We start from the raw sequence: 21,435 nt of genomic DNA on the forward strand, positions 1-21,435 counted from the left end.
TGCCTGACAGAACGGTATGCGCTCTGCTCAGAGATGGCGACGTACGTCTCACGCGGCACGGAGCAGGAAGTTCGTGGTGCTGTGGGTGGCCAGCCCGCCGAGCGCCGACAACGCCCGGCAGGTCAGGGTCACGTCGACCACGCTGGGTGTGTCGACACGGACTCGCAGCGATGCGTCCTGGCGGCGTTCCCCGGTCAGTTCGTGGACGAGCAGGTCCCAGACGACGCCGTCCACCGGTTCGGGTTCGATGCTCAGCGGACCGGTCACGAACCCCTCGTTGACGACGGCAACGGGAATCGTGTGCCACTCGCCGGGCGTCGGCTCCCCCAGCGGTACGCCGGTCCGCGCGACGGTCACCCGGGCCTCGGGATTGATGGTGATCGCGAGCGGCGCGTCGGTCTCGACCGGCCCGCAGCAACCGACGTGAATCATCAGTCGACCTCGCATTCGTCGCGCCGGACCCGGTAGATCTCCTGGGCGGCGTCGTACGCCTCCCGCGCCGCTCCCCGTTCGCTGTCCCGGATGAACCCCGCCTTCGCCTTCCACAGCGCGTCGACGGAGTCGTGCAGCCATTGCGCGCTCCGCCGTGAGGCGCGGATCGGCCGGCCGGCGATCTCGACGAACACCGGCTGGGTGTGCACGCTGCGCAGGATCCGCATCGCCACCCAGGACGAACGCTCCAGCGGTACGTCGAACGACACCGCCTGCTCGCTGCCGTCCGCAACCACCTCCTGCGTCGCCACCGGCACACCGTTCACGAGCACCTCGACGAGCACGTTGCGGGACGAGCCGATCCGCGCCCGCTCCAGGTGCCAGCCCACCGGCGCGCTGTAGACCAGATGCCCGGGCGCCGGCGGAGGCGGCTGCTCAGGCAGCCACGCGGCGACCGTCGCGCTCACCTGCACCGGTCCCGGCGCAGCCACACTGTGCTCCCGCGTCACGTGACCGTCGACAGCCAGGTCGAAGAGGTGACTCCTGCCGTCACCGAAGTACGACGTACCTTCCTGCAGACCCTGGATCCAGGACTCCAGCGCCTGTGGCCCCTGCGGCGGCTCGTCCAGCCGCACGTACGTACGCCCGACTCCCGGACCGTCGTCGTAGATGCACGGGTAGTCGGTCTCGCCCAGCATCAGCGTGCGGTAGCCGGTGTTGAGCAGGTGGTACCAGATGTTCAACTCGACCACCGGACTGAACTGCGCACCGCACTGGAAGTCCGCGGCCCCCAGCGGTACGTCGACCACGATCTCGTTGGACCCGATGCCGTGGAAGCCGGGGACGATGTAGTTCGGCAGCTCGTCCGTGCCGACCGCCAGCCCGACACCGCAGTGTGCGTACCCGGTCAGCGCGTTCTGGGCGTGTCCCCACTGCAGCACCGGCAGGTTCCACGACGGCCAGTCCTCGATCACCTTGGTCCCGGGATAGTCCTGGTCGGTGAGCCCGAGCAGGATCACGTGACCGGAGTGGCTGGACGGGAAGCCGGACACCTCGACGTCGTACCGCAGGATGCTCTCGGCGTCCCGGTCGGTCGGCCGCGGGCTCCAGGTCATGCCCTGCGCCTCTTGCATCGCCGGGTCCTCCAGCTCCGCCGGCGGGCTGATCGACTCACCGCTGAAGAACTGCTTCTGGTGGTAGTAGCAGGGCGCCCACGTGAGCACGCTGCCGAGCCACAGCCCCTCGCCACGGACGTGCCTGATCATCGTCTCCGGCGTCACACCCTCACTCGGCACGTTGTAGTGCGAGCACCCGCCGGCATGGATGTGCGGGTCACCCGAGTAGTAGCCACGCGCCGCCGGGTCGACCCAGCGGTCCAGTGGAACAGCCAGTACGTCGGTCGTCGCATCGACGTCGGCCTCGATCCGCACCGGGCGGTACTCCGGACCGCGCAGCGCAGTGATCTCGTACCGCCCCTCCGGCAGCCGGATCACCTCGCCGGTCGCCCGGTACACGTGCTCGTGGAAGAACATGTCCGGCGCCAGCCGCATCGCCTTGGACGGGTACGAGCGCCTTTGCGCGTCGCGGACCGTGATCGACGCCATGCAACTGCGGCCGTCCGGCTCGCGTACGTCGAGCTGGATGTCCCTGGCCGTCGCACAGTCGAAGTCGAACGAAGCGCCGTACTCCCGGTCCTCGAGGTTCGTCCGGAACCACGCGGTCCGCGCCGGCGACCGGCTCAGGCTGTGGTGGTTGAGCTCGTCCGCGATGACCACGCCCAGACCACCCGGCCGGACACCGACCTCGCGGCTGTACAGGCTGATCACCTGGTACTCGACCTCGAGCCCGGACAACGCGCTGGGCTCGGCGACCTTCGCATCCAGCCAGGCATTCTTGATCCGCGGTACGACGGTCAGCGTGTCGGGCATCGCGATCCGCGCCGAGTGACTGGCGTGGTCGATCAGGCCGTACACGCCGCTGGCGGTCGACACCAGCTTGGCCTCGAACCGATGCGGGTTCTCCACCCGCACCAGGAAGCTGCGCCAACCGTGCTGCACCAACCGCGGCGGCGCGGCGCCCGGCGTACACAGGGCGTTCCCGAACTCGTCGATCCGCACGTCCAACAGCACAAACGGCCGCAGCAGGCCCTCGGGGTCGGCATCCGGCTTGGCCAGCCGCGCGGTCACGTCGACCGGCAGCGGATCACCAAGGTCTTCCAGTTTCCGTACGGCGCGGGACGCCGACGCGAGCAACGGCTGAGCAGCGGCCTCGAGCACGGGCACCTCCTGGAGGTCCGGGAGCACCCGACAGTACCCCCGCACCCAGGACAGATCACCTGGTTTACCTGGCAGCCTGAGGCTTCGCGGCCGGGGGTGACGTTGCCTGGGGCAAGCGGTGGGGGTGATCGCCCGCAGTGACGGGTTTCGTCGTGCGGCAGCGGTTAGGATGCGTAGCGACCAGTGCGGGGCGCCGTGACGACGAGAGGTTCCAGAGCCGGACTCTTGGGGCGGCGAGATGAGCGCCATGCTTGCTGGTCATCGGCTTCGGGTCGGAGGGCTTCGCGGAACGCGCGCGTCGCGAACTGTGCAACCCGCCAGCAGTCAAACAACCGGCCACCAGTGCAGGTGTCCGAGGCTGAAGAGGGTGGTGGCTCTTGGGCATGACGGCTTCTTGTCCGATGGGCGGTCAAATCGGTCCGCAAGCTGGTCAACTCGAGGTGTGAACCGGGACCTTGAACACCCTCCCGGAACCTTGAACACCAAATAGCCTGTCCCAGGTCCCCAGTTCCTGCACGAGCTTCCGACTGATTCCACCCACGTTCCGAGATACGGACGAAACCGGCCACATACCGGGCAGACCCGGCGGGGCAAGTCGCTGGCGGGATCTGTCACCGCTGACGCGCTGTGCAGGCCACGGGTGCGTCGGTCCGCAGCCGGGCGGTCGCGACGGTGGAGGCGTTGACCTCACACGAGGCGCAGATCGCCCGGCTCGCCGCCGACGGGCTGACGAACCCCGAGATCGGCGCCCGGTTGTTCATCAGCCCGCACACGGTGCTAGCTGCGGGCGGCTTGCTCGATGACCCTGGTGACGGTCCTGGGGTCGGTCATCAGGCCGAGGTGCCCGGCGTCGTACTCGGTGATCTTGGCACCGGCCCGCTGGGACATCATCCGCTGGGCGCTGGCCGGGATGATCTGGTCCTTGACGCCGATCGCGCTCCAGGACGGGATCGTCTTCCAGGCCGGGGTTGCGGAAGGCTCGTTGAGCGCTCCCAGTGCGCCCGGTCGCTGGGTCGCGTAGACGAGGTCCTTGTCGTCGGAGCTCAGCCCGGTCGCGAACGAGGCGAACACGGTCGAGCGCTTGAGGTACACGTCGGTGGTCGCCGTCGGCGGCAGGGTCGGCGGGACGAGGTCGAACACGGTCGCCGGGTCGACCGCGAGCGCCGAGTCCGGTCCGACGAGCTGGAAGGGGGTCTCACCGGTGTCCGGCGCGAAGGCGTTGACGTAGACGAGCGCCTTGACGTTCGACAGCCCGGTGGCCGCGTTGGTGATCACGAAACCGCCGTACGAGTGACCGACCAGCACGACTGGGCCTGGCAGTGTCTGCAGGAAAGTGCGCACCGCCTCCGCGTCACCCGCTACCGAGCGCAGGTAGTTGGGAATCGCGCGGACCGTGTAGCCGTCGTCCTGCAGCCGCTCGGTGACGCGGTTCCAGCTCGAGGCGTCCGCCCAGGATCCGTGCACCAGCACGATGGTCGGCTTCGCTCCGCGCTGTTCGCCGGCCACGCTCTGCACCGGGTTGATCGCCGCCACGGCGATCGCGGCGGCGGCCAGCAGGAACGCCAGCGTGCGCCGGCGTCTTCCGGGGCGGCGAGTCAGGGGATTCCTCATGGATCTGTCCTCTTCCGTGCGATGGACAGCCGGCCGCGTGCCGGTCGGCTCATCAAGTAAGTCCGAGTACCGGCCCGGGATGTGACAGCCCGGGCCCATGTCACACCGCGGCCCCCTGGCCTGTCCTTGTGGATGACGCCTGCCCGCGACCGGCGTACGTCGTTGCACACAGCAACGAGCCGTCCACGAAGGAGAACAGGTATGACCCACGTGCAGGTCCGGGACGGCCGTGGCGCCGTGCCCCGGCGGGCATCTCGGGACGGTCTGCGGCGGTTTGTCGAGACGTTCGCGGCGGAGCATCCGCCCTTGTCGCTCGCCGCCGCCGATCTGACCATCAAAGACCCGGAGCAGGTGCGCCAGCGGTACGGCGGGGTGTTCAACTACCTGACCCGGGTCGAGCTCGAGGTCGAGCGGAACGTGCTCGAGCTGCGCGCGCTGATGCCCGATGCGACCGATATCGACCGGCTGTTCTACCAGGACGTCTGGTCACCGCAGGAGCTCCAGCACGGCATCCTGCTCGACGCGGTGCAGCAGCGCTTCGGGATGACGCCTGCCGAGATCGACGTGACGGTCAGCGGTGGGATGAAGCTGGTCGGCGTACTCTCGCACCTGCCCGGCATGGTCGGCGTGATCCGGCTGCTGTACTACCTGACCGGCGCGGCTACCGAGCGGTCGGCGGTGATCGCGTATTCGCGGCTCGTCGACGGACTTCGCGGCATGGGCGAGGACGCGATCGCGGAGACCGTCATCGCACCGATCAGGCGGCAGGAACCGGGGCACTTCGCGTTCTACCGGATGTCGGCCGAGGTGCTGGTCGGCGAGGAGGGCATGAGCGATTGGCAGCTTCAGCTCGCGCGGATCCTGCGCCGCCGGTCGTTCGACCTCGTCGGCGTGAACAACCGCCGGCAACGTGCGGACTTCGGCGACGTCGCCCGGGCTCTCGACTTCGACCGCGACCTGCTCGAGGTCGCGCGGCAGGTGAGTCGGGTGGAACGCGATCTGCTGTGGGCCGAGCGTCAAGGACTCAAGGTCCCCCGGTACATCCTGGCGGCCCTGCAGGAAGCGATCGCACTCAGCGAGGCCCGCAGTGCCGGCCTCACGATCTGACCGTCGTGGGCGCTGCAACCGTCGTGTCGTCGGCTCGGTAGAGACCTGGCCCGGTGATCTGCAACTGGTCCAGGAAGCTCGCTGCGGTGACGGACGCGGTGCCGATCAGTCGCTGCGAATGGCTGAAATCCCAAGGCGCCGGCCAGGTGTCGATCCCGGTCGGCAGTACGACGGTCGGGATCCGTCGCGCGACGTCGTGCAGGTCGAGCTCGATCTGGTGATGCACCTGCAGGTTGGCCGCCCGCGACGCGATCGCGCCGGGGCGTCGACGCGGGAGAGTCGGCGTCACCGGCCAGCTCGCCGGACCGGTCGACAACACCACCACGCTGGCTGCTCCGGCGGCCTCGGCTGCACGCACCGGGACATACGCGATCACCCCGCCGTCGACGAGCGTCCGGCCCGCACGGATGACCGGCGGCAAGGCACCGGGAATCGCGGCACTGGCGAGCAGCGCCGACTCGAGGTCGCCGTGGTCGAGCCGGATCTCAGCGCCGGTGACCAGGTCCATGGCCACCGCGGTGAACGGGATCGGCAGCTCCTCGATCCGGGCCGGCAACTCGGCCTGCGCGATCAGCCGGCGCAGGCCACGGTCATTGAAGATGGCGGACCGCTGGGAGGACAGATAGCCGAACGGGAACACGTCCCGGCGACGCAGGTTGGTCCACACCTCGTTCAGCCAAGGCGCGGCCCGGTCCGGATGGGCTGCCGCGATCGCGCCGGTGAGGGCGCCCACCGACGTACCGACGATGAGGTCGGGGACGAATCCGCGCTGCTCGAGCGCATAGCCGACGCCTACGTGCGCGGCGCCGAGCACTCCCCCGCCGCCAAGTGCCACCGCCACCGGCCGCGGCAGTGCAGCCAACCCGTGTGCACGTCTCATGACTCGCCTCCCCTGCCAAGGCCCAGATCGGTTGCTCACAAGTGAGGACCACGCAGCCCCCCGATCTGTGACGCCACTCGTCAGAGCTCGTCGGGCTGCAGAGCGTCCAGGATCAGCGAGAGGCCGAAGTCGAACTCGGCGGTGTAGTCGTAGTCCGGGGCGAGCGCGTGCTGGGTGATGACCTCAGTGAGGTGTGGGTAAGTGTCGGCCGGCAGGTCGCGGAGGATGTCGCCGGCGACCTCGCCCACGTCGGCTGGGCCCGTCAGAGGCAGGCTCAACTCTTGGAGGACGTAGCCGTACAGGTAGCTGTCGATCACCGAGAAGGCGTGGGCTGCCATCGCGACGGAGAAGCCGCCGCCGCGCAGGGCGCCGAGGACAGCATCGTGGTGGCGCAAGGTCGCCGGGCCGGGATGACTGCGCGAGTCCATCAGGCCGACGGCCCACGGATGGCGCCGAAGCACCGCACGCGACGAGGCGGCCCGGTCCCGCATCGCCGCCTTCCAGTCCGGTGTCTTCGAGCCCGGCAGATCGATCTCGCCGAACACCGCGTCGACCATGCCGTCCAGGATGTCCTCACGTCCGGCGACGTGGTTGTAGAGCGACATCGCCTCGACACCCAGCCGCGCGGCGATCGCCCGCATGCTGACCCCGGCCGCGCCCTTGTCGTCGGCCAGCGCCACCGCGACCGCGACCACCCGCTCCCGGCTGAGCGGCTCCCGCTTCGCTGTCGTGCGGCGCATCTGTCTCCTCCTTGACCGACTTACGGTGTAAGTCTACGCTGACTTACACCGTAAGTCTGATCAGGGGGAAGGTGGGGACATGACGCGGAAGATCTGCATCGTCGGCGCCTCGGGGAAGCTCGGGCGGTACATGGTTCGGCATGCGCTGGATCGCGGTTACGAGGTCGTCGGGGTCTGCCGGGAGCGCAGCGTCCCGAAGCTGGCCGAGTTCGCGGACCGGATCACGATCGTGCCGGGGGCGACGAACGACCGGGAGGTGATCCGCACGGCGGTCGACGGCTGCGACGGCGTACTGACTGTGCTCGTCCCGTGGGGCGTGCAGCAGTACTCGTCGGGTACGGCGCAGGCGGTTCTCGACTACGCCGGCCCGGATGCGCGGCTGATCTTCTCGTGCGGTTGGCACATCAGCCGGGACGGCAAGGACCTTTATTCGCGGCGTTTTCGGCTCATGGTCCGGGTCGCCACCTGGCTGGCGCGGCTGGTCCGCGCGATCGAGATCGACGACCAGGTGGAGGCGTGCCGGCGGATCTTCGCCAGCGACCGGCGGTGGACCGTCGTCCGCGGGAGCGACCTGGAGGAAGGCGAGAGCCAGGGTCTACCGGTGTGGAGCCGCCACGTCGGCGACCCGGTCCTCGCGAGCAACCTGACCCGGCGGGTCGACTACGCCCTCTTCATGGTCGAGGCCCTCACCGACGACAGCCTGATCCAGGAGGCGCCGGCCATCGTCGGGCGGCTGTCCCCGAGCGCCTTGGCCCACGCCGGCGCTCAGGGCGTGTAGCTGTGTACGACGGCGCCGTTCGGCAGCTGGGTACGTTCGCACAGCTAGCGGCCGAGCAGCCGCGTCCAGAGGCTGTCCGGGACGAGCTTCCCCAGCCTGGCCAGCCACGCCATCTGCCACGGGAAGGTGATGCGGGTACGGCGGCGTTCGATACCGTCGGCGATCTCCTGCGCGGCTCGCTGCGGGGACACGATGAACGGCATCGGGAACCTGTTCGACCGGGTCATCTCGGTGTCCACGAACCCGGGACAGACCGTGGCGACGTGGATCCCGTCCCGCCGCAGGCTCACCCGGAGCGCTTCGAGCAGGTTGATCTGAGCGGCTTTGGTCGCGCCGTACGCCTCCGCACCGGGCAGTCCGCGGTAGCCGGCCACCGACGCGATCCCGACGATCAGACCCGCCCGCGCCGTACGCAGCAGCGGGATCACCACGTCGAGGCAGTGCGCCAGACCGGAGAGGTTGACGTCGAGATGCCGCTGGAACGACTCGGCGTCGAACTCGCCCATCTGCTTCCAGTAGCCGGCGCTCAGTACGACGATGTCCAGCCCGCCGAGTTCCTCCACGACCCGGTCGGCCGCCAGCCGCACCGCCTCGGCATCGGTGACGTCGACGGGAACCACCGCCATCCGCCCGCCCGCGACCTTCTCCAGCGCCTCGGTACGGCGAGCCGACACCGCCACCCGGGCGCCGCGGTCGGCGAGCTCACCCGCCAGCGCGGCGCCGATCCCCGACGACGCGCCGACGATCCAGGTACGGCGACCAGTCAGCTCCACGAACCTCTCCCTACCCTCGCCGAGACCGTCGCTCGAACTGTCGCTGGAGTCATGGCGAACTGCGACACCCCCAGGTACCCGGACCGGAAACCGGCTTCGGAATACGCCAGGTAGAACTCCCACATCCGCCGGAACACCGCGTCGAACCCGAGCCCGGCGACCAGGTCCGCGTGCGCCGTGAACCGCTCCCGCCACAGCCGGAGCGTGCGCGCGTAGTCGGGCCCGAAGTCCCGCCGCTCGACGATCTGCAGACCGCGCGCCGACGACGTGATCGCCTCGATCGACGGGATCAGCCCGCCGGGAAAGATGTACTGCTGGATCCACCCCTGCGTGTGCCGGGTGGCGAGCATCCGGTCGTGCGGCATCGTGATCGACTGCAGGCCGAACCGCCCGCCGGGCGCGAGCAGCCGGTCCACGGTCGCGAAGTACGTCGGCCAGTACCGGGCACCGACCGCCTCGATCATCTCGACGCTGACGATCGCGTCGTACCGTCCCCGGACGTCGCGGTAGTCGCACAGCTCGACCTCGGCGTGGACGCCGGCTGCCGCGATCCGCCGGCGGGCGAGATCGCGCTGCTCGGCCGACAAGGTGATCGTCCGTACGTCGGCCCCGCGAGCGGCAGCCTGGATGGCTAGTTGCCCCCAGCCGGTGCCGATCTCCAGGACCTTCGCCCCGGCGCGGACGCCCGCCAGGTCGAGGATGCTGTCGATCTTGCGCCGCTGCGCCTGCTCCAGCGTGTTACCGGCGACGAACATCGCCGACGAGTAGCTCATGGTCGGGTCGAGGAACAGCGCGAACAGCTCGTTCGACAGGTCGTAGTGGTGCGCGACGTTCGCCCGCGCCCCGGCCCGATCGTTGCTGTTGGCAATCGGTGGCTCGACCAGCCGGCGGAAGCGCTGCAGCACCGGTGGGACCAGCCCGGTGAGCTGGCGGGCGAACACCGTCAGCACATCGGCCAGGTCGCAACCCGGCGCGGCCCGCCAATCCCCCGCCATGTAGGCCTCGCCGAAGCCGATGCGCAGATCGTGTCCGATGCGGTGGAAGAACGTGTCGGACACGATGTCCAACTCTGGTCCGGCATTGCCGAGCCGAGTACCGTCCGGCAGCCGAACCGTCACCGGCAGGTCGCGGACGGCCCGTCGCAGGAACTGCCGGGCGATCGCGGCACGGGTCGGGCTGTGTGGTGGCGTGATCATCGGACTCCTTCCGCGGAGGGACGACGGACGACCGGCAAGCGGCGCAACCAGAGCCAGATCCCGTGTGCCCGGATCAGGGTCGCGACCTGGTACGGCACGAGTGCGGCAGCCAGGATCGTCCTGCGGCGAACGGGCGAAGGCCGACCGGTGAAGGAGGCGCTGAACACGCGCACTCCGTTCTGACACAGGTCGATCGCGACGCTGATCCGGTCACGGTCGAGGCGAAGCGTCACGTCGTACTCGCCGTCGACGGTGAAGAAGGGCGAGACGTAGAACTCCTTGCGCAACGACGAGCGATCCGGCCGCGCAAGGTAGGCGTGACGCCCGCCGTACGTGTTGTGGACCTCGAGGACGGCCCACCGGAGTTCACCCGCTGGGGTGAGGCACCAGAACACACTGAGCGGGTTGAAGACGTACCCGAGACTGCGCGCGTTCGCCAGCATCAGCAAGCGGTCCTCCGACTCGAGCCGTGCGCCGTGGGTGGCGGCCAGCCGCGTGACGTTCGCTCGCAACGATCTGGCTGGGTCGCCCAGGTGGTCGCGGGCTTGGAAGGAGGCGAACAAGCGGTGTGGAGGCAGGTCGTCGAGATCGACCAGCCATTGGTACGTCGGGTAGCGAAAGCGGTGCCGCTTCGGCACTCGCCGGGTGTGGCTCACGTGTCCCGCAACGATCGCGGGAGTCTGGGGAACGCTCACCAGCGGACACCGAACCGGGCCGCGGCCTCGACGCCGGAGCGGCAGCCGTCCTCATGAAATCCCCAGCCGAGGTGTGCTCCTGCGAACGCGAGCCGTGGCCCGCCGACATCCCGCAGGACGCGGCCCGCCGCTACCGACTCCGGGGTGAAGACCGGGTGCGCGTACGTCATCCGGCTCACCGTCGTCGCAGGATCGACCCAGCCCTCGGGATTCAGCGTGACCAGATACTGGTCGTCGGTGTCGAGCCCTTGCAGCCGGTTCATCCAGTAGCTCACCAGCACCTGCGGCTCGTCGGCGCGGCAGTCCTGCATCCGGTAGTTCCACGACGCCCGCGCGCGCGGCCGCGACGGCAGCACGGACGCATCGGTGTGCAGCCAGGCCGGGTTCACCGAGTAGCCGAAGGCACCGAGCAGCGTCTTCTCCGAGGCCGTCGCATCGGAGAGCAAGTCGTGTGCGGTGTCCGCGTGAGTGGCCAGCACGACCCGGTCGAACTCGAGACAGCGGCTCGCGGTGAACACCGAGACGCCATCGTCGTGCCGCAGGACCGCGCGTACGGACGTCGACGTCCGGACGTCACCGATCCGTGCGACGATCTCGTCGACGTACGTCCGGGACCCGCCCTCGACCGTGCGCCAGGTCGGCGATCCACCGACGCTCAGCATCCCGTGGTGGTCCAGGAACCGGAACAGGTACCGCGCCGGATACTGTCCGGCCGGTTCCGAACCGCACGACCACACGCAGGACACCAACGGGATCGCGAAGTGCCGCACGAAGTACGACGAGAACCGGTGCGACTCGAGGAACGCCGCCCAGGTCGGGTCCTCGTCAGGTGTCTGCAAGAGGCGGCGGGCTTCGCGGTGGAAGCGCCGTACCTCGGTCAGCATGCGCAGGAACCGGACGTCGGCGAGTTGCCGACCGGCGATCGACGCGGCGCCCCGGCCACCGGCGTACTCCAGACCGCAGCCGTCGCAGTGCACGCTCATCGACATCTCGGTCGGCCGGGTCGCGATCCCGAGCTCACCGAGCAGCCGGATCAGGTTGGGGTACGTGCGCTCGTTGTGGACGATGAATCCGGAGTCGATCCGGTGGCTCCGGCCGGCCTCGTCCTCGATGTCGTGCGTGTGGGCGTGACCGCCGGGACGGTCGTCGGTCTCGAAGACCGTGACCTGGTGGGTGTGCCGGAGCAGGTACGCCGCCGTCAGCCCGGCCACGCCTGAGCCGACGACGGCAACGGACGGGCGGTATCCGGTCACGACGGGCCTCCTGACGACGGCGTCTTGTCCGTACTTCGGAGCCGACCCCCGTCGCGGATGCACTTCGGCCGGATTTTTCTCGATCGCATCCGCCACCGGGGTCGGGACGGAAGGAACAGACACACCGACACCCAAGGAGGGTTTGATGTCTGTCCGCGAGATCGCCGCACTGATCAGCGCAGGCCTGTTGCTCGCCGGTGCCCCGCTGGCGAGCGCCCAGGCGAGTCCGGCCGAGAACGCCACCGTCTCGGTGCTGCACGGGGTGCCCGGGGCAACCGTCGACGTCTACGCCAACGGGTCGAAGCTGTTGTCCGGCTTCAAGCCCGGCTCGCTCACCGACCCGCTCCAGCTTCCGGCCGGCGACTACGACCTCAAGGTCACCGCTGCCGGCAAGTCCGCCGCACTCATCCAGGCCAACGACGTCGCCGTACCCGGCGGAGCCAATGTCACGGTCGTCGCGCATCTTGACGCGGCCGGGAAGCCGGTGCTGACGCCGTACGTCAACGACACCTCGAAGCTCGCCGCCGGACAGGCGCGGCTGACGGTCCGGCACACCGCCGCCGCGCCGGCCGTCGATGTGCGAGCGGGCGGCAAGCCGGTCTTCACCGACCTCACGAATCCCAAGGAGGCGAAGGCCGACCTGCCGGCCGGGACGGTCGAGGCCGACGTGGTTCTGGCCGGCACGTCGACCGTTGCCCTCGGCCCCGCGGAGCTGAACCTGAAGGAGGGCACGAACACGATCGTCTACGCGTGGGGCAGCGCGTCGGCCAAGAACCTGAAGCTTGCCGTCCAGACCATCTCCGGTCTGCACGGCAATCCGTCCGGCGTACCGGGTGGCACTGGCGGTCAGGCCGCGTCGCAATCCGACTGGCCGGTGGTTGCGGCCGCCGTACTCGCCCTGGTGCTGGTTGCCGGGGGCACGGCTGCGGTCCGGGTGCGTGCCCGCTCGTGAGCTCTGCACGGTGTGTGGCCGTCCTCGTGGCGGCCACACTCCTCTCGCCGCCGGGCTGCAAGTACGTGCCCGCTGTGCGCACGCACGACGCCGCCGTGCCGGTGACCGTCGCGGCGCCGGCGCCGACGCGACTGGTGGTGCCGGCTGCCGGGATCGACGTGCCGGTGCGGGCTGTGGGCGTGGCCGCCGACGGTCAGATGGAGTTGCCACCGGACCCGGCGACGATTGGCTGGTACCGGTTCGGCCCGGGCCCGACCGACGATCGCGGCTCGGTGGTGCTGGGCGGTCATCTCGACAGCAAGGAGTACGGCGTCGGGCCGTTGGTGCGGCTGCGGAAGGTCCGAGCCGGCCAGCTGATCCGGATCGCGTCGTACGGCGGACGCACCACGACGTACCGCGTCGAGTCCGTCCGCGAGGTCACCAAGCAGCGGCTGCCGCTCGCCGACCTCTTCGACCGGAGCGCACCGCACCGGCTCCGGATCGTCACCTGTGGTGGGGATTATGACCGGGACAACGGTGGATACCAGCAGAATCTGGTGGTCAGTGCCACCAGGATCTGACACCACGGCTAGAGTCCCAGCCGTGACCAGCCTCGCCGGTGACCCGTCGCCGGCCGATATCGCCAAGGGATTCGCCCAGGGGCGCGAGGAGAGCCTCGCCGCCGCCTACCGGCGCTGGTCACGCCTGGTCTTCACGCTGGCGATCCGCGCCCTGGGCAACTCCGACGACGCCGAGGACGTCACCCAGCAGGTGTTCGTTTCCGCGTGGCGCGGCCGGCAGACGTTCGACCCCGCCGCGGGACCGCTCGGCTCCTGGCTGACCGGCATCGCCAGGCACCGGATCGCGGACCGGCTCGAGGCCCGCAGCCGGGACCGGCGGAACGCGGCCGCGGTCGGTGAGAACATGGCTGCGCAGCCGGTGGCGGCCGTCGACGACCAGCTGGTCGACCGGGTGCTGCTCGCCGACGAGCTGGACCGGATCGACGAGCCGCGCCGGACCATTCTGCGGATGGCCTTCTACGAAGACCAGTCGTACCCGCAGATCGCGGATCGCCTGGACCTGCCACTCGGCACGGTGAAGAGTCATGCGCGACGAGGATTGCTGCAGCTGCGGGACCGGTTGAAGGAGGTGGACGATGACGCATCTTGACGAGGAGCTCCTGGCCCAGTGGGCCCTGGAAGGCATTGCCCCCGACCCCGACGCGGCCGACCACCTGGCCGGCTGCCCCGACTGCCAGTCAACCCTCGAAAACCTCCGCGAACTGGCCACCGACGCCGCCGGCGCCCCGCACCTCGCCACCCCACCCCCCGCCCTCTGGGACCGCATAGCCACCGAACTAAACCTGACCACCACCCCATCGGGTGAACCCGCCGCGCCCACCCCGCCGGCGGCCCGACCCACCACGCCGCTTTCCCCGACGCCGGAGCCCACCACCCCATCAGCCGGCCCCACCGTGCCACCGGCCGAGCCGACCGCCCCGTCGGCCGCGGCCGACGCGCCGGGTGTGCCCGCCAAGCGGGCGTATGGGCGGGGCACGTTGGCGTTGGCGGCAAGTGTGGCTGCGGTTGTCGGGGTTGGGATTGGGTTGGGGGTTGGCGCGGTGGTTGGGGATGACGAGGAGCGGACGCCGCCGCCTGTTGCGGTGGTGCAACTGGAGCCGTTGCCCGGGAAGACCGGCGGCGGCACCGCGGACCTGATCCAGTCGGGCAACGAGCTCAAGGTCTCGGTCACCGGCCTCGACGCCGGCACCGGGTACTACGAGCTGTGGCTGATCAACGAAGACGGCCAGCGCATGGTCTCGCTCGGCGTCCTCGACCCCGGCCAGGGTGGCACCTTCCGCATCCCGGACAACCTGACCACCGAGGGCTACCGGATTGTCGACGTCTCCCTGGAGCCGAACGACGGCAACCCGGCGCACTCCCGCGACAGCATCGTCCGCGGCACCCTGCCCGCTTGATACGCCGCATGCATGAAGTCTGCCGATAATCGGCATTGGACGAATGAACAACGCCGTACCTAGCCTCGTAATCACAGACATTTCCACGAGGAGGACCAGGTATGCGTAGTGTCCCGTTGGGCCGGACCGGAGAGCACGTCAGCCAGCTGGCGCTGGGAGCGATGCTGATGGGTACGTCGACCGACGAGCCCACGTCGGTGGGCATGCTCGAGCGGTACCTCGAGACCGGCGGCACCTTCATCGACACCGCCGACTGCTACGCGTGGTGGCCCAGTCCGGACAACACCGGCGGTGAGAGCGAGGCACTCCTGGGCCGCTGGCTCGCCAAGACCGGCAAGCGCGACGACATCTTCCTGGCGACCAAGGGCAGCGCGTGGGTGCGCGACCCGGAGCCGATCCGCACCGGCGACGGCAGCTGGGAAACGATGGCCGCCCAATTTGCCGGCGCCGGCGGCGACACCCTGCGGCACGCGATCGACGACAGCCTGCGCCGCCTGGGCACCGACCACGTCGACCTGTACTACGTCCACGTCGACGACCGCTCCACGCCGCTCGAGGAAACCCTCGAAGCACTCGCCGAGATCGTTGCCGCAGGCAAGGCTCGGTACATCGGCTGGTCGAACGTCCGCAGCTGGCGCCTGGAGCGCATCCGCGCGCTCGCCGAGAAGAACGGCTGGCCGGTGCCGGTCGCCGTACAGCAGGAGCACTCGTACCTGCGCCCGAAGGCCGGCGCCGACACCCTGTCGATTGTCGACGACGAGCAAGCCGACTACCTGCGGGCCAACAAGGACCTGACCCTGGTGGCCTTCTCGCCGATCCTCAAGGGCATCTACGACGACCCGGCGAAGCGCGACGGCCACCAGATCATGAGGTTGTACGCCGGCCCGGACGCCGACGCCCGCCTCGCCGTCCTCACCGAGATCGCCGCCGAACTGGACGTCACCCCGAACCAGCTCGTGATCAGCTGGCTGCTCCACCAGACCGACCCCGAACTGGTCACCCTGATCGGCCCCCGCACCCCCGAGCAGCTCGAGGTCGCCCTGGCCGCCGCCGACATCAAGCTCACCGAGGACCAGCTCAACCGCCTGGACAACGCCGGAGCATAAGGTCCGATTCGTTCAAGACGGCCCCGGCGGTGGCTCGCTACCGTCGAGGTCATGAGCACTTCACGACACCTCAGCGCACACATCGACCGCCCGGTCCGGGAGGTCTACGAGTACGCCGCCGATCCGCTCAACACACCCAAGTGGGCGGCCGGGCTGGCCGGCTCGATCGAGCAGGTCGACGGCCAGTGGGTCGCCGACTCCCCGATGGGCCGGATCACCATCACGTTTGCCGAGCGCAACCAGTACGGCGTACTGGACCACGACGTCACGCTGCCGTCGGGCGAGACCGTGCACAACCCGATGCGCGTGCTCCCCGACGGCGACGGCGCCGAGATCGTCTTCACCGTCCGGCAGCGGGCCGGAATGACCGACGACGACTTCGCCCGCGACGCGGACGCCGTACAGGCCGACCTGCACACCCTGAAGCAGTTGCTCGAAAGGTAGTAATATGCAGGCCGCCTAGCAATACCGGCCAGCACAGGGGCAAGTCATCGGATGAGTCAGGACAGAGCCGCCGGCGGGCGGATGGGCGATTCGTCGCTCTTGCGCAGGCTCAACCACGCTGCCGCCCTGTCCGCCTTCCTCGAGGCCGACTCACTGACCCTCCGCGAACTCCGGGCCGTCGTCGGCGTCTCCCGCCCGACCGCTGAGGACCTGCTCAGCGAACTGCTCGCCGAAGGCCGCGTCGAGGAGACGGCACCTCCGCGCCAACCATCCGAAGCCCGGAGCGCGGGCCGACCGGCTCGCTATTTCCGGTTCCGCGCCGAGTCCGGTTACGTGAGCGGCCTGGACATCGGAGCCCACAAGGCGATGGCGGTCGTGACCGACCTGCGCGGCCGGACGCTGGCGACACATCGCGTCGAGCTCGATCCAGACCTCCCCGCGCCCGAGCGCCTCCAAGCGGCGGTGAGCGCCGCCCGCAGCACTTGGACGCAGGCGCACCTCCGAGCAGCGGACATTACCGGCATCGCCTGCGGAGTCACCGGCGCACTGCGCGCCGCCGAGGGCGTCCACGACGTCCGCGAAGGACCGTTCGGCTCGAGCCTGGCGCCGTACTCGCTGCCTGGATTCACCGAGATCGACGTGGCCGCCGAGCTCTCGACCAGGCTGGGACAGCCGGTCGCCGTGGCGAACGACGTGAAGCTCGCCGCGCTGGCCGAGCACTGGAAGGGCGCGGCGCAGGACCACCGGGACATCGTCTACATGTTCGCCGGGCATCGCGCCGGCGCCGGCGTCCTGATCGACGGACAGGTGCACCAGGGTCGGCACGGCGCCGCCGGTGAGATCGGCGTCTTCCCGATGCTGGGCTGGGAAACAGCCGTCGCCCGGCTGCACGCGCGTGGCGCCGTACTCGCCGCCGAACAGGGCATCGAGCCCGGTCGCGAGGGTGAGCTGGTGATCACGTCCGCGGCCCGGCAGGACCCGGAGAGCCTTGCAGCGCTGATCGCGTTCACCGAGGCGCTCGCCCGCGGCGCGGCCGTGCTGGCGCTGGCCGTCGACCCCGAGGTGATCGTGCTCGGCGGCGGCATGTCCCGCGGCGGCGCGATCATCGCCGAGCCGTTCCGGCGCGAGCTGGCCAAGCTGACGTTGGTCCCGCTGGAGGTGATCACGTCGGCGATGGGCGCGGACTCGGTCGCGCTCGGCGCCGCCCGGATGGCGCTCGACACGGTGATCACCGACCTGCTGACCGTTCCCGGCAGCTGAGCGCCGAGGTCTTGACCCCGGGCCGGGCGGGTTGCAAAGATCGGATCTCTCAATAGGCAATCTTGTTGTCATTATTCCGCCGCCCACCGGAAGTGAGACATCCCGATGCCCCATCGCCCAGCTCGGAGGTTCAGTGCTGTCCTCGCCGTCCTGGCCCTGCTTGCAACCATGCTCGGCGTGACGCCCGCCAACGCGGAAGTGGAGCACCCGCGCCAGCAATGGCTGCGCGACTCCACCGCCGGCCTGTTCCTGCACTGGGGCATGTTCACCGCGCCCCGCCACACCGACTGCGCGTCCTGGGAGCGCGACGTCACCGGTGGCGGCTGGAGCGCCGACTACTGGGTCGACGAGGCGCGCAAGCTGGACGCGTCGTACATCGTGCTGGCCACCTTCCACAGCCGGCTCGGCTACGCCAGGCCGTGGCCGAGCGCGATCCCGGGTAGTTGCTCCACGCAACGAGACTTCCTCGGCGAGCTGGTCGCCGCCGGGAAGGTGAAGGGCGTGCACATCCTGCTCTACATGACCGACGACCCGCAGTGGCACAACGAGGTGCCGGGCGTGCAGACGCTCGACTCGGCGGCGTACTCGGCGTACAAGGGTCAGCAGGTGGACCTGACCACGCGAGACGGGTTCGGCATGTACAGCTACGACCTGTTCCACGAGGTGATGGACGACTACCCCGACCTGTCCGGCTTCTGGATCGACAACGACAACGCCTACTGGGAACGCAACGGCCTCTACGAGCAGATCCGGGAGAAGCGCCCGACCTGGCTGCTCAGCAACAACAACGAAGACACGCCGATCATGGACACCGTCAGCAACGAGCAGAAGACGGGCATCACCCCGGCGTACGACTACCCGCAGGCCACCTTCACGCCGATGCCACGGTTGGTCGAGGCCGACTACAAACTCCCGACAGTCGGCCAGTGGTGGTACGACGGCAACGACAGCGCGGTCGACTACCACCTGAGCGTCGGCCGGTCCGTCGCCAACGCCGGCTCGTCGATCAAGTCCCTGATGGCCGAGACCGCGATGGTGAACGGCAAGTTCCCGCCGCAGCAGGAGGCGTTCAACAACTTCATGGCCGAGTGGCTGCCGCCGATCCGGTCCTCTCTGGAGGAGACCACCGGCGGCGGCTACCTGTACGGCGGCATGCAGCCAGGGTTCTGGAACGACGGTGCGCACGGCGTGATCACCCTGGCCGACAACGCGCGCACGCAGTACGTGCACGTGCTGACCAAGCCGAAGTCGCAGGACCTGGTGAGGCTGCGAGACAACGGCTACCGCGTCACAGCAGTCACCGATGTCCGGACCGGCAAGCAGTTCCGCTTCAACCAGTCCGGCGGGTATCTCACCGTCCTCGGCGTCACCGACTGGGACACGTACGACACCGTCTTCAAGGTGACCACGACCGGACAGGAAGGCCTCTATCCGCAGTCGATCCTGAAGGCGACGGCGTCCGCCGGCAGCCCCGCGTCCACGCTGGTCGACGGCAGCTACCCGAGCTACTGGGATGCGAAGGGCCAACTCCCGGTGTCGTTGACGCTCGATCTCGGCCGGGCGCGCAAGGCGACGTACCTGGCGGTGAACCAGACCGAATGGTCGCCGACCCACGCCCGCGAGTCCTTCGGCCGGCCGGAGGACTCTGCGCGGATCAAGGACTACCGAGTGTCGGTGAGCCTCGACGGCACGCAGTGGAAGTCAGTCCGGACCGCCGCGATGCCGAGCCGGCGCGGCGTGCAGTTCGTTGACATCGGCAACCAGGTTGCCCGGTACGTCAAGCTGGAGGTGCTGAACACCTGGTCCGGCCCGCAAGCCCCGCCCTTCTACAAGCAACTGCGGATCGACGAAATCAAGGTCGGCTACGCCTACCCGACCAAGCTGTCGGACCCGCTGCCGCTCGAGGCGGAGCACAGCACCCTGACCGGCTCAGCCCGCGTCGATCCATGCGCAGCCTGCTCCGGCGCCGCCCGGGTGACCGGCCTCGACCGCGGCAGCGCCACCTATCGAGGCGTCCAAGCCCCCGAGGACGGCACCTATCGCCTCGGGCTCGACGGTACGACGTCGGCCGCCGGATCCTTCGCCGTCCGGGTCAACGGCGGTCAACCGATCAAGGCCCAACTCGACGCCGGCAACCCGGACGTCCCCGGCAGTACGGCGATCGCCGTACCACTGAAGGCTGGAGCGAACACGATCCAGGTCAGCGGATCGCCACGGCTGGACCGGATCGCGGTCGGGCCGATGCCGCCCGCGTCGTACGTCCCGAAGACGACGATGACCGTGAAGCCGTCGGGCGTGGTCTGGGTCGGACCGGGCCGACAGTCGGTGGAGATCTCGGCCGAGCTGCGGCTGGACGAGGACTCGGTGGACAACGTCCGGATGGCCCCGGTCGCACCACCGGGCTGGACACTGACAGGCAGTCCGGTCACCACGGACGGCCTACGCCTTGGGCAGACAATCAGCGGATCCTGGACGCTCACTGGAGAGGCATCGGCCGCACAGGTCCCGGTCGAAGTGACGTTCGAGACCGTCGGGATGCCGAAGAAGGTGTCGAAGGTGGTACCGATCCAGGTGCGCCCGGCGGACCGGGTGTTCATGCGCGAGGCCGAGAGCTCGCTCAACCGGATCGGCAGCGCCGGCATCACGAACTGCTCGGCCTGCTCGGGCAGCCAGAAGGTCCGCAACCTCGGCGGCTCGGACGACGCGCACGTGGTCATCCCCGACCTCACCGTGGACCGCGCCGGTCAGTACACGCTCTATCTCGACTACACCGTCAACGGGACCAAGTCGTACTTCGTCTCCGTCAACGATGGCGCACCAGTCGAGGCGTCGGTGACCGGAATCGGCAACTCCACCGTCCAGACCGTCACAGTGCCGATCACACTGACAGCCGGCGCGAACACGATCAGGATCTTCAACCCCGACGACTCCGCTCCAGACCTGGATCGGATCTCTATCGGCTGACAGGTCCCGTGGTCGAGCGGAGGATCAGCTCGGGCTCGAGGACCAGTTCACGATCGGGTACGGCGTCACCAGCCGTGCGGGCGATGACGCGGTCGACGGCCAGCCGCGCCATCTCCCGCGGCAGCTGCTGCACGCTGGTCAGGTCGATCCCCGGGCCGTGGGCCAGCACGCTGTCGTCGAAACCGATGATTGAGACGTCCCCGGGTACGTCGATGCCCTGCTGGCCGAGCACGCTCATCGCAGCCGCGGCGATGTCGTCGTTGAAGGCGACGATCGCCGTCGGCAGCTCGGCCTTGTCGTCGAGCATCGCCCGCGCCGCACGCTGCCCGTCGAGCTGGTCCTCACCATCACAACGGACGATCCGGACCTGCTTGCCAAGCCGATGAGCCCGCATGGCCTTCACGTACGCATCGCGCCGGGCGATCGCGACCAGCCCGTCGCCACCTTGCAGATGGGCGATCCGGCGATGGCCGAGCTCGACCAGGTGCTGCACGGCCAACGCCATGCCGTGCTCGTCCGACGTACGCACGATGTCGACGTCCTCGTGGTCGACGTGCCACCCCATCACCACCAGCGGAACGTCGCCCGCGAGCAGCGGCGCGGCCACCGGCGGGCCCAGCATGATCAGCGCGTCGAACCGGAAGTCGTGCAGTGAGGCGAGCGCCTGCTTCTCGTCGCGGCTGGTGGTGAGCGCGCTGAGGACGAGATCCCAGCCGCGCTTCTCGGCGGCGGAGTACAGCCCGTCGATGAGCTCCATGTGGAACCGCCCGGCCCGCCCGAACAGGACCCCGATGGTGTGCGCCTTGAGACTGGCCAGCGAACGCGCCCGCACGTCCGGGCGGTAACCCAACTGCTCGGCGACCGCCAGGATCAGCTGCCGGCTCTGCTGGCTCGCGCCCGGCGCGTCCCGCATCACGATCGAGACCAGCGCCGGCGAGACCCCGGCCCGGCGGGCGACGTCGGCGAGCGTGACCCGCCGTCCCGTCCGCCCCAGCTCTGCCGTCACGTGCC

General features: G+C 69.4%; 20 protein-coding genes and 1 pseudogene. 11 read left to right on the forward strand and 10 right to left on the reverse strand.

Annotated elements, in window-relative coordinates; genetic code table 11:
- Positions 1 to 48 precede the first annotated feature (48 nt).
- A complete protein-coding gene (locus ACIBL3_RS10045) occupies positions 49 to 432 on the reverse strand; it encodes a hypothetical protein (RefSeq protein ID WP_396352925.1) in 384 nt (127 codons plus the stop codon).
- On the reverse strand, positions 432 to 2,753 hold the full coding sequence (locus ACIBL3_RS10050) for a CehA/McbA family metallohydrolase (protein WP_396352926.1): 2,322 nt from the start codon (positions 2,751 to 2,753) through the stop codon (positions 432 to 434). Before ACIBL3_RS10050 ends, ACIBL3_RS10045 begins: the two co-directional genes overlap by 1 nt.
- A gap of 627 nt (positions 2,754 to 3,380) precedes the next feature.
- On the opposite strand from ACIBL3_RS10050, the pseudogene ACIBL3_RS10055 reads away from it, so the two are divergent.
- A pseudogene (locus ACIBL3_RS10055) lies at positions 3,381 to 3,440 on the forward strand (hypothetical protein); the annotation flags it as partial.
- A gap of 45 nt (positions 3,441 to 3,485) precedes the next feature.
- Here ACIBL3_RS10055 and ACIBL3_RS10060 read toward each other — a convergent pair.
- Positions 3,486 to 4,319, reverse strand: coding sequence for an alpha/beta fold hydrolase (locus ACIBL3_RS10060; RefSeq protein ID WP_396352927.1), 834 nt, complete (start codon positions 4,317 to 4,319; stop codon positions 3,486 to 3,488).
- A gap of 201 nt (positions 4,320 to 4,520) precedes the next feature.
- Here ACIBL3_RS10060 and ACIBL3_RS10065 point away from each other — a divergent pair, with 201 nt between their 5' ends.
- Positions 4,521 to 5,426, forward strand: a complete 906-nt coding sequence (locus ACIBL3_RS10065; RefSeq protein ID WP_396352928.1) for a GTP-binding protein LepA — start codon at positions 4,521 to 4,523, stop codon at positions 5,424 to 5,426.
- Here ACIBL3_RS10065 and ACIBL3_RS10070 read toward each other — a convergent pair.
- On the reverse strand, positions 5,416 to 6,306 hold the full coding sequence (locus ACIBL3_RS10070; RefSeq protein ID WP_396352929.1) for a patatin-like phospholipase family protein: 891 nt from the start codon (positions 6,304 to 6,306) through the stop codon (positions 5,416 to 5,418). The genes ACIBL3_RS10065 and ACIBL3_RS10070 overlap by 11 nt on opposite strands.
- Positions 6,307 to 6,386: 80 nt before the next feature.
- Positions 6,387 to 7,046, reverse strand: a complete 660-nt coding sequence (locus ACIBL3_RS10075) for a TetR/AcrR family transcriptional regulator C-terminal domain-containing protein (protein ID WP_396352930.1) — start codon at positions 7,044 to 7,046, stop codon at positions 6,387 to 6,389.
- Between the two features lie 79 nt (positions 7,047 to 7,125).
- Between ACIBL3_RS10075 and ACIBL3_RS10080 the strand changes: the two genes are divergently transcribed.
- Positions 7,126 to 7,824 carry an NAD(P)-dependent oxidoreductase gene (locus tag ACIBL3_RS10080; RefSeq protein ID WP_396352931.1) on the forward strand — a complete coding sequence of 233 codons (699 nt, stop codon included), beginning with the start codon at positions 7,126 to 7,128 and terminating at the stop codon, positions 7,822 to 7,824.
- Positions 7,825 to 7,868: 44 nt separating this feature from the next.
- Here ACIBL3_RS10080 and ACIBL3_RS10085 read toward each other — a convergent pair whose 3' ends face one another.
- From ACIBL3_RS10085 to ACIBL3_RS10100, 4 genes are read right to left on the reverse strand one after another with little or no spacing between them, the layout of a single operon-like run.
- Positions 7,869 to 8,597 carry an SDR family NAD(P)-dependent oxidoreductase gene (locus ACIBL3_RS10085; protein WP_396352932.1) on the reverse strand — a complete coding sequence of 243 codons (729 nt, stop codon included), beginning with the start codon at positions 8,595 to 8,597 and terminating at the stop codon, positions 7,869 to 7,871.
- Complete coding sequence (locus tag ACIBL3_RS10090; protein WP_396352933.1) at positions 8,588 to 9,793, reverse strand: class I SAM-dependent methyltransferase; 1,206 nt, start codon at positions 9,791 to 9,793, stop codon at positions 8,588 to 8,590. Before ACIBL3_RS10090 ends, ACIBL3_RS10085 begins: the two co-directional genes overlap by 10 nt.
- Entirely contained in the window at positions 9,790 to 10,488 is a 699-nt protein-coding gene (locus ACIBL3_RS10095) for a DUF1365 domain-containing protein (RefSeq protein WP_396352934.1), read from the reverse strand. Before ACIBL3_RS10095 ends, ACIBL3_RS10090 begins: the two co-directional genes overlap by 4 nt.
- Positions 10,485 to 11,741: an NAD(P)/FAD-dependent oxidoreductase gene (locus tag ACIBL3_RS10100; protein ID WP_396352935.1), complete on the reverse strand. Its 1,257-nt coding sequence runs from the start codon at positions 11,739 to 11,741 to the stop codon at positions 10,485 to 10,487. Before ACIBL3_RS10100 ends, ACIBL3_RS10095 begins: the two co-directional genes overlap by 4 nt.
- A gap of 145 nt (positions 11,742 to 11,886) precedes the next feature.
- On the opposite strand from ACIBL3_RS10100, the gene ACIBL3_RS10105 reads away from it, so the two are divergent.
- The 8 genes from ACIBL3_RS10105 (at position 11,887) to ACIBL3_RS10140 (ending at position 20,424) form a co-directional block, all read left to right on the forward strand.
- A complete protein-coding gene (locus tag ACIBL3_RS10105; RefSeq protein ID WP_396352936.1) occupies positions 11,887 to 12,693 on the forward strand; it encodes a DUF4397 domain-containing protein in 807 nt (268 codons plus the stop codon).
- Complete coding sequence (locus ACIBL3_RS10110; protein ID WP_396352937.1) at positions 12,690 to 13,253, forward strand: class F sortase; 564 nt, start codon at positions 12,690 to 12,692, stop codon at positions 13,251 to 13,253. The genes ACIBL3_RS10105 and ACIBL3_RS10110 overlap by 4 nt, the downstream gene beginning before the upstream one ends.
- Positions 13,254 to 13,275: 22 nt before the next feature.
- Entirely contained in the window at positions 13,276 to 13,842 is a 567-nt protein-coding gene (locus ACIBL3_RS10115; RefSeq protein ID WP_396352938.1) for a sigma-70 family RNA polymerase sigma factor, read from the forward strand.
- A complete protein-coding gene (locus tag ACIBL3_RS10120; protein ID WP_396352939.1) occupies positions 13,829 to 14,650 on the forward strand; it encodes an anti-sigma factor domain-containing protein in 822 nt (273 codons plus the stop codon). The genes ACIBL3_RS10115 and ACIBL3_RS10120 overlap by 14 nt, the downstream gene beginning before the upstream one ends.
- Positions 14,651 to 14,751: 101 nt before the next feature.
- Positions 14,752 to 15,756, forward strand: coding sequence for an aldo/keto reductase (locus tag ACIBL3_RS10125; RefSeq protein ID WP_396352940.1), 1,005 nt, complete (start codon positions 14,752 to 14,754; stop codon positions 15,754 to 15,756).
- Positions 15,757 to 15,807: 51 nt separating this feature from the next.
- Complete coding sequence (locus tag ACIBL3_RS10130) at positions 15,808 to 16,200, forward strand: SRPBCC family protein (RefSeq protein ID WP_396352941.1); 393 nt, start codon at positions 15,808 to 15,810, stop codon at positions 16,198 to 16,200.
- A gap of 51 nt (positions 16,201 to 16,251) precedes the next feature.
- Positions 16,252 to 17,460, forward strand: a complete 1,209-nt coding sequence (locus ACIBL3_RS10135) for an ROK family protein (protein ID WP_396352942.1) — start codon at positions 16,252 to 16,254, stop codon at positions 17,458 to 17,460.
- 105 nt (positions 17,461 to 17,565) lie between these two features.
- Positions 17,566 to 20,424 (forward strand): CBM35 domain-containing protein, encoded by a 2,859-nt coding sequence (locus ACIBL3_RS10140; RefSeq protein WP_396352943.1) that lies wholly within the window; start codon positions 17,566 to 17,568, stop codon positions 20,422 to 20,424.
- Here ACIBL3_RS10140 and ACIBL3_RS10145 read toward each other — a convergent pair.
- Positions 20,414 to 21,430, reverse strand: a complete 1,017-nt coding sequence (locus ACIBL3_RS10145; protein WP_396352944.1) for a LacI family DNA-binding transcriptional regulator — start codon at positions 21,428 to 21,430, stop codon at positions 20,414 to 20,416. The two genes, ACIBL3_RS10140 and ACIBL3_RS10145, sit on opposite strands and share 11 nt — an antisense overlap.
- Positions 21,431 to 21,435 lie beyond the last annotated feature (5 nt).

Origin of the sequence: Kribbella sp. NPDC050124 (assembly GCF_044460355.1) — a bacterium.
Lineage (GTDB): Bacteria > Actinomycetota > Actinomycetes > Propionibacteriales > Kribbellaceae > Kribbella.

What these genes read in the sequence shown, in the direction of transcription:
- ACIBL3_RS10045 (WP_396352925.1), bottom strand. Translation starts at nt 432, where the DNA reads ATGATTCACGTCGGTTGCTGCGGGCCGGTCGAGACCGACGCGCCGCTC.
- ACIBL3_RS10060 (WP_396352927.1), bottom strand. Translation starts at nt 4,319, where the DNA reads ATGAGGAATCCCCTGACTCGCCGCCCCGGAAGACGCCGGCGCACGCTG.
- ACIBL3_RS10065 (WP_396352928.1), top strand. Translation starts at nt 4,521, where the DNA reads ATGACCCACGTGCAGGTCCGGGACGGCCGTGGCGCCGTGCCCCGGCGG.
- ACIBL3_RS10070 (WP_396352929.1), bottom strand. Translation starts at nt 6,306, where the DNA reads ATGAGACGTGCACACGGGTTGGCTGCACTGCCGCGGCCGGTGGCGGTG.
- ACIBL3_RS10075 (WP_396352930.1), bottom strand. Translation starts at nt 7,046, where the DNA reads ATGCGCCGCACGACAGCGAAGCGGGAGCCGCTCAGCCGGGAGCGGGTG.
- ACIBL3_RS10080 (WP_396352931.1), top strand. Translation starts at nt 7,126, where the DNA reads ATGACGCGGAAGATCTGCATCGTCGGCGCCTCGGGGAAGCTCGGGCGG.
- ACIBL3_RS10090 (WP_396352933.1), bottom strand. Translation starts at nt 9,793, where the DNA reads ATGATCACGCCACCACACAGCCCGACCCGTGCCGCGATCGCCCGGCAG.
- ACIBL3_RS10105 (WP_396352936.1), top strand. Translation starts at nt 11,887, where the DNA reads ATGTCTGTCCGCGAGATCGCCGCACTGATCAGCGCAGGCCTGTTGCTC.
- ACIBL3_RS10120 (WP_396352939.1), top strand. Translation starts at nt 13,829, where the DNA reads ATGACGCATCTTGACGAGGAGCTCCTGGCCCAGTGGGCCCTGGAAGGC.
- ACIBL3_RS10125 (WP_396352940.1), top strand. Translation starts at nt 14,752, where the DNA reads ATGCGTAGTGTCCCGTTGGGCCGGACCGGAGAGCACGTCAGCCAGCTG.
- ACIBL3_RS10130 (WP_396352941.1), top strand. Translation starts at nt 15,808, where the DNA reads ATGAGCACTTCACGACACCTCAGCGCACACATCGACCGCCCGGTCCGG.
- ACIBL3_RS10135 (WP_396352942.1), top strand. Translation starts at nt 16,252, where the DNA reads ATGAGTCAGGACAGAGCCGCCGGCGGGCGGATGGGCGATTCGTCGCTC.
- ACIBL3_RS10140 (WP_396352943.1), top strand. Translation starts at nt 17,566, where the DNA reads ATGCCCCATCGCCCAGCTCGGAGGTTCAGTGCTGTCCTCGCCGTCCTG.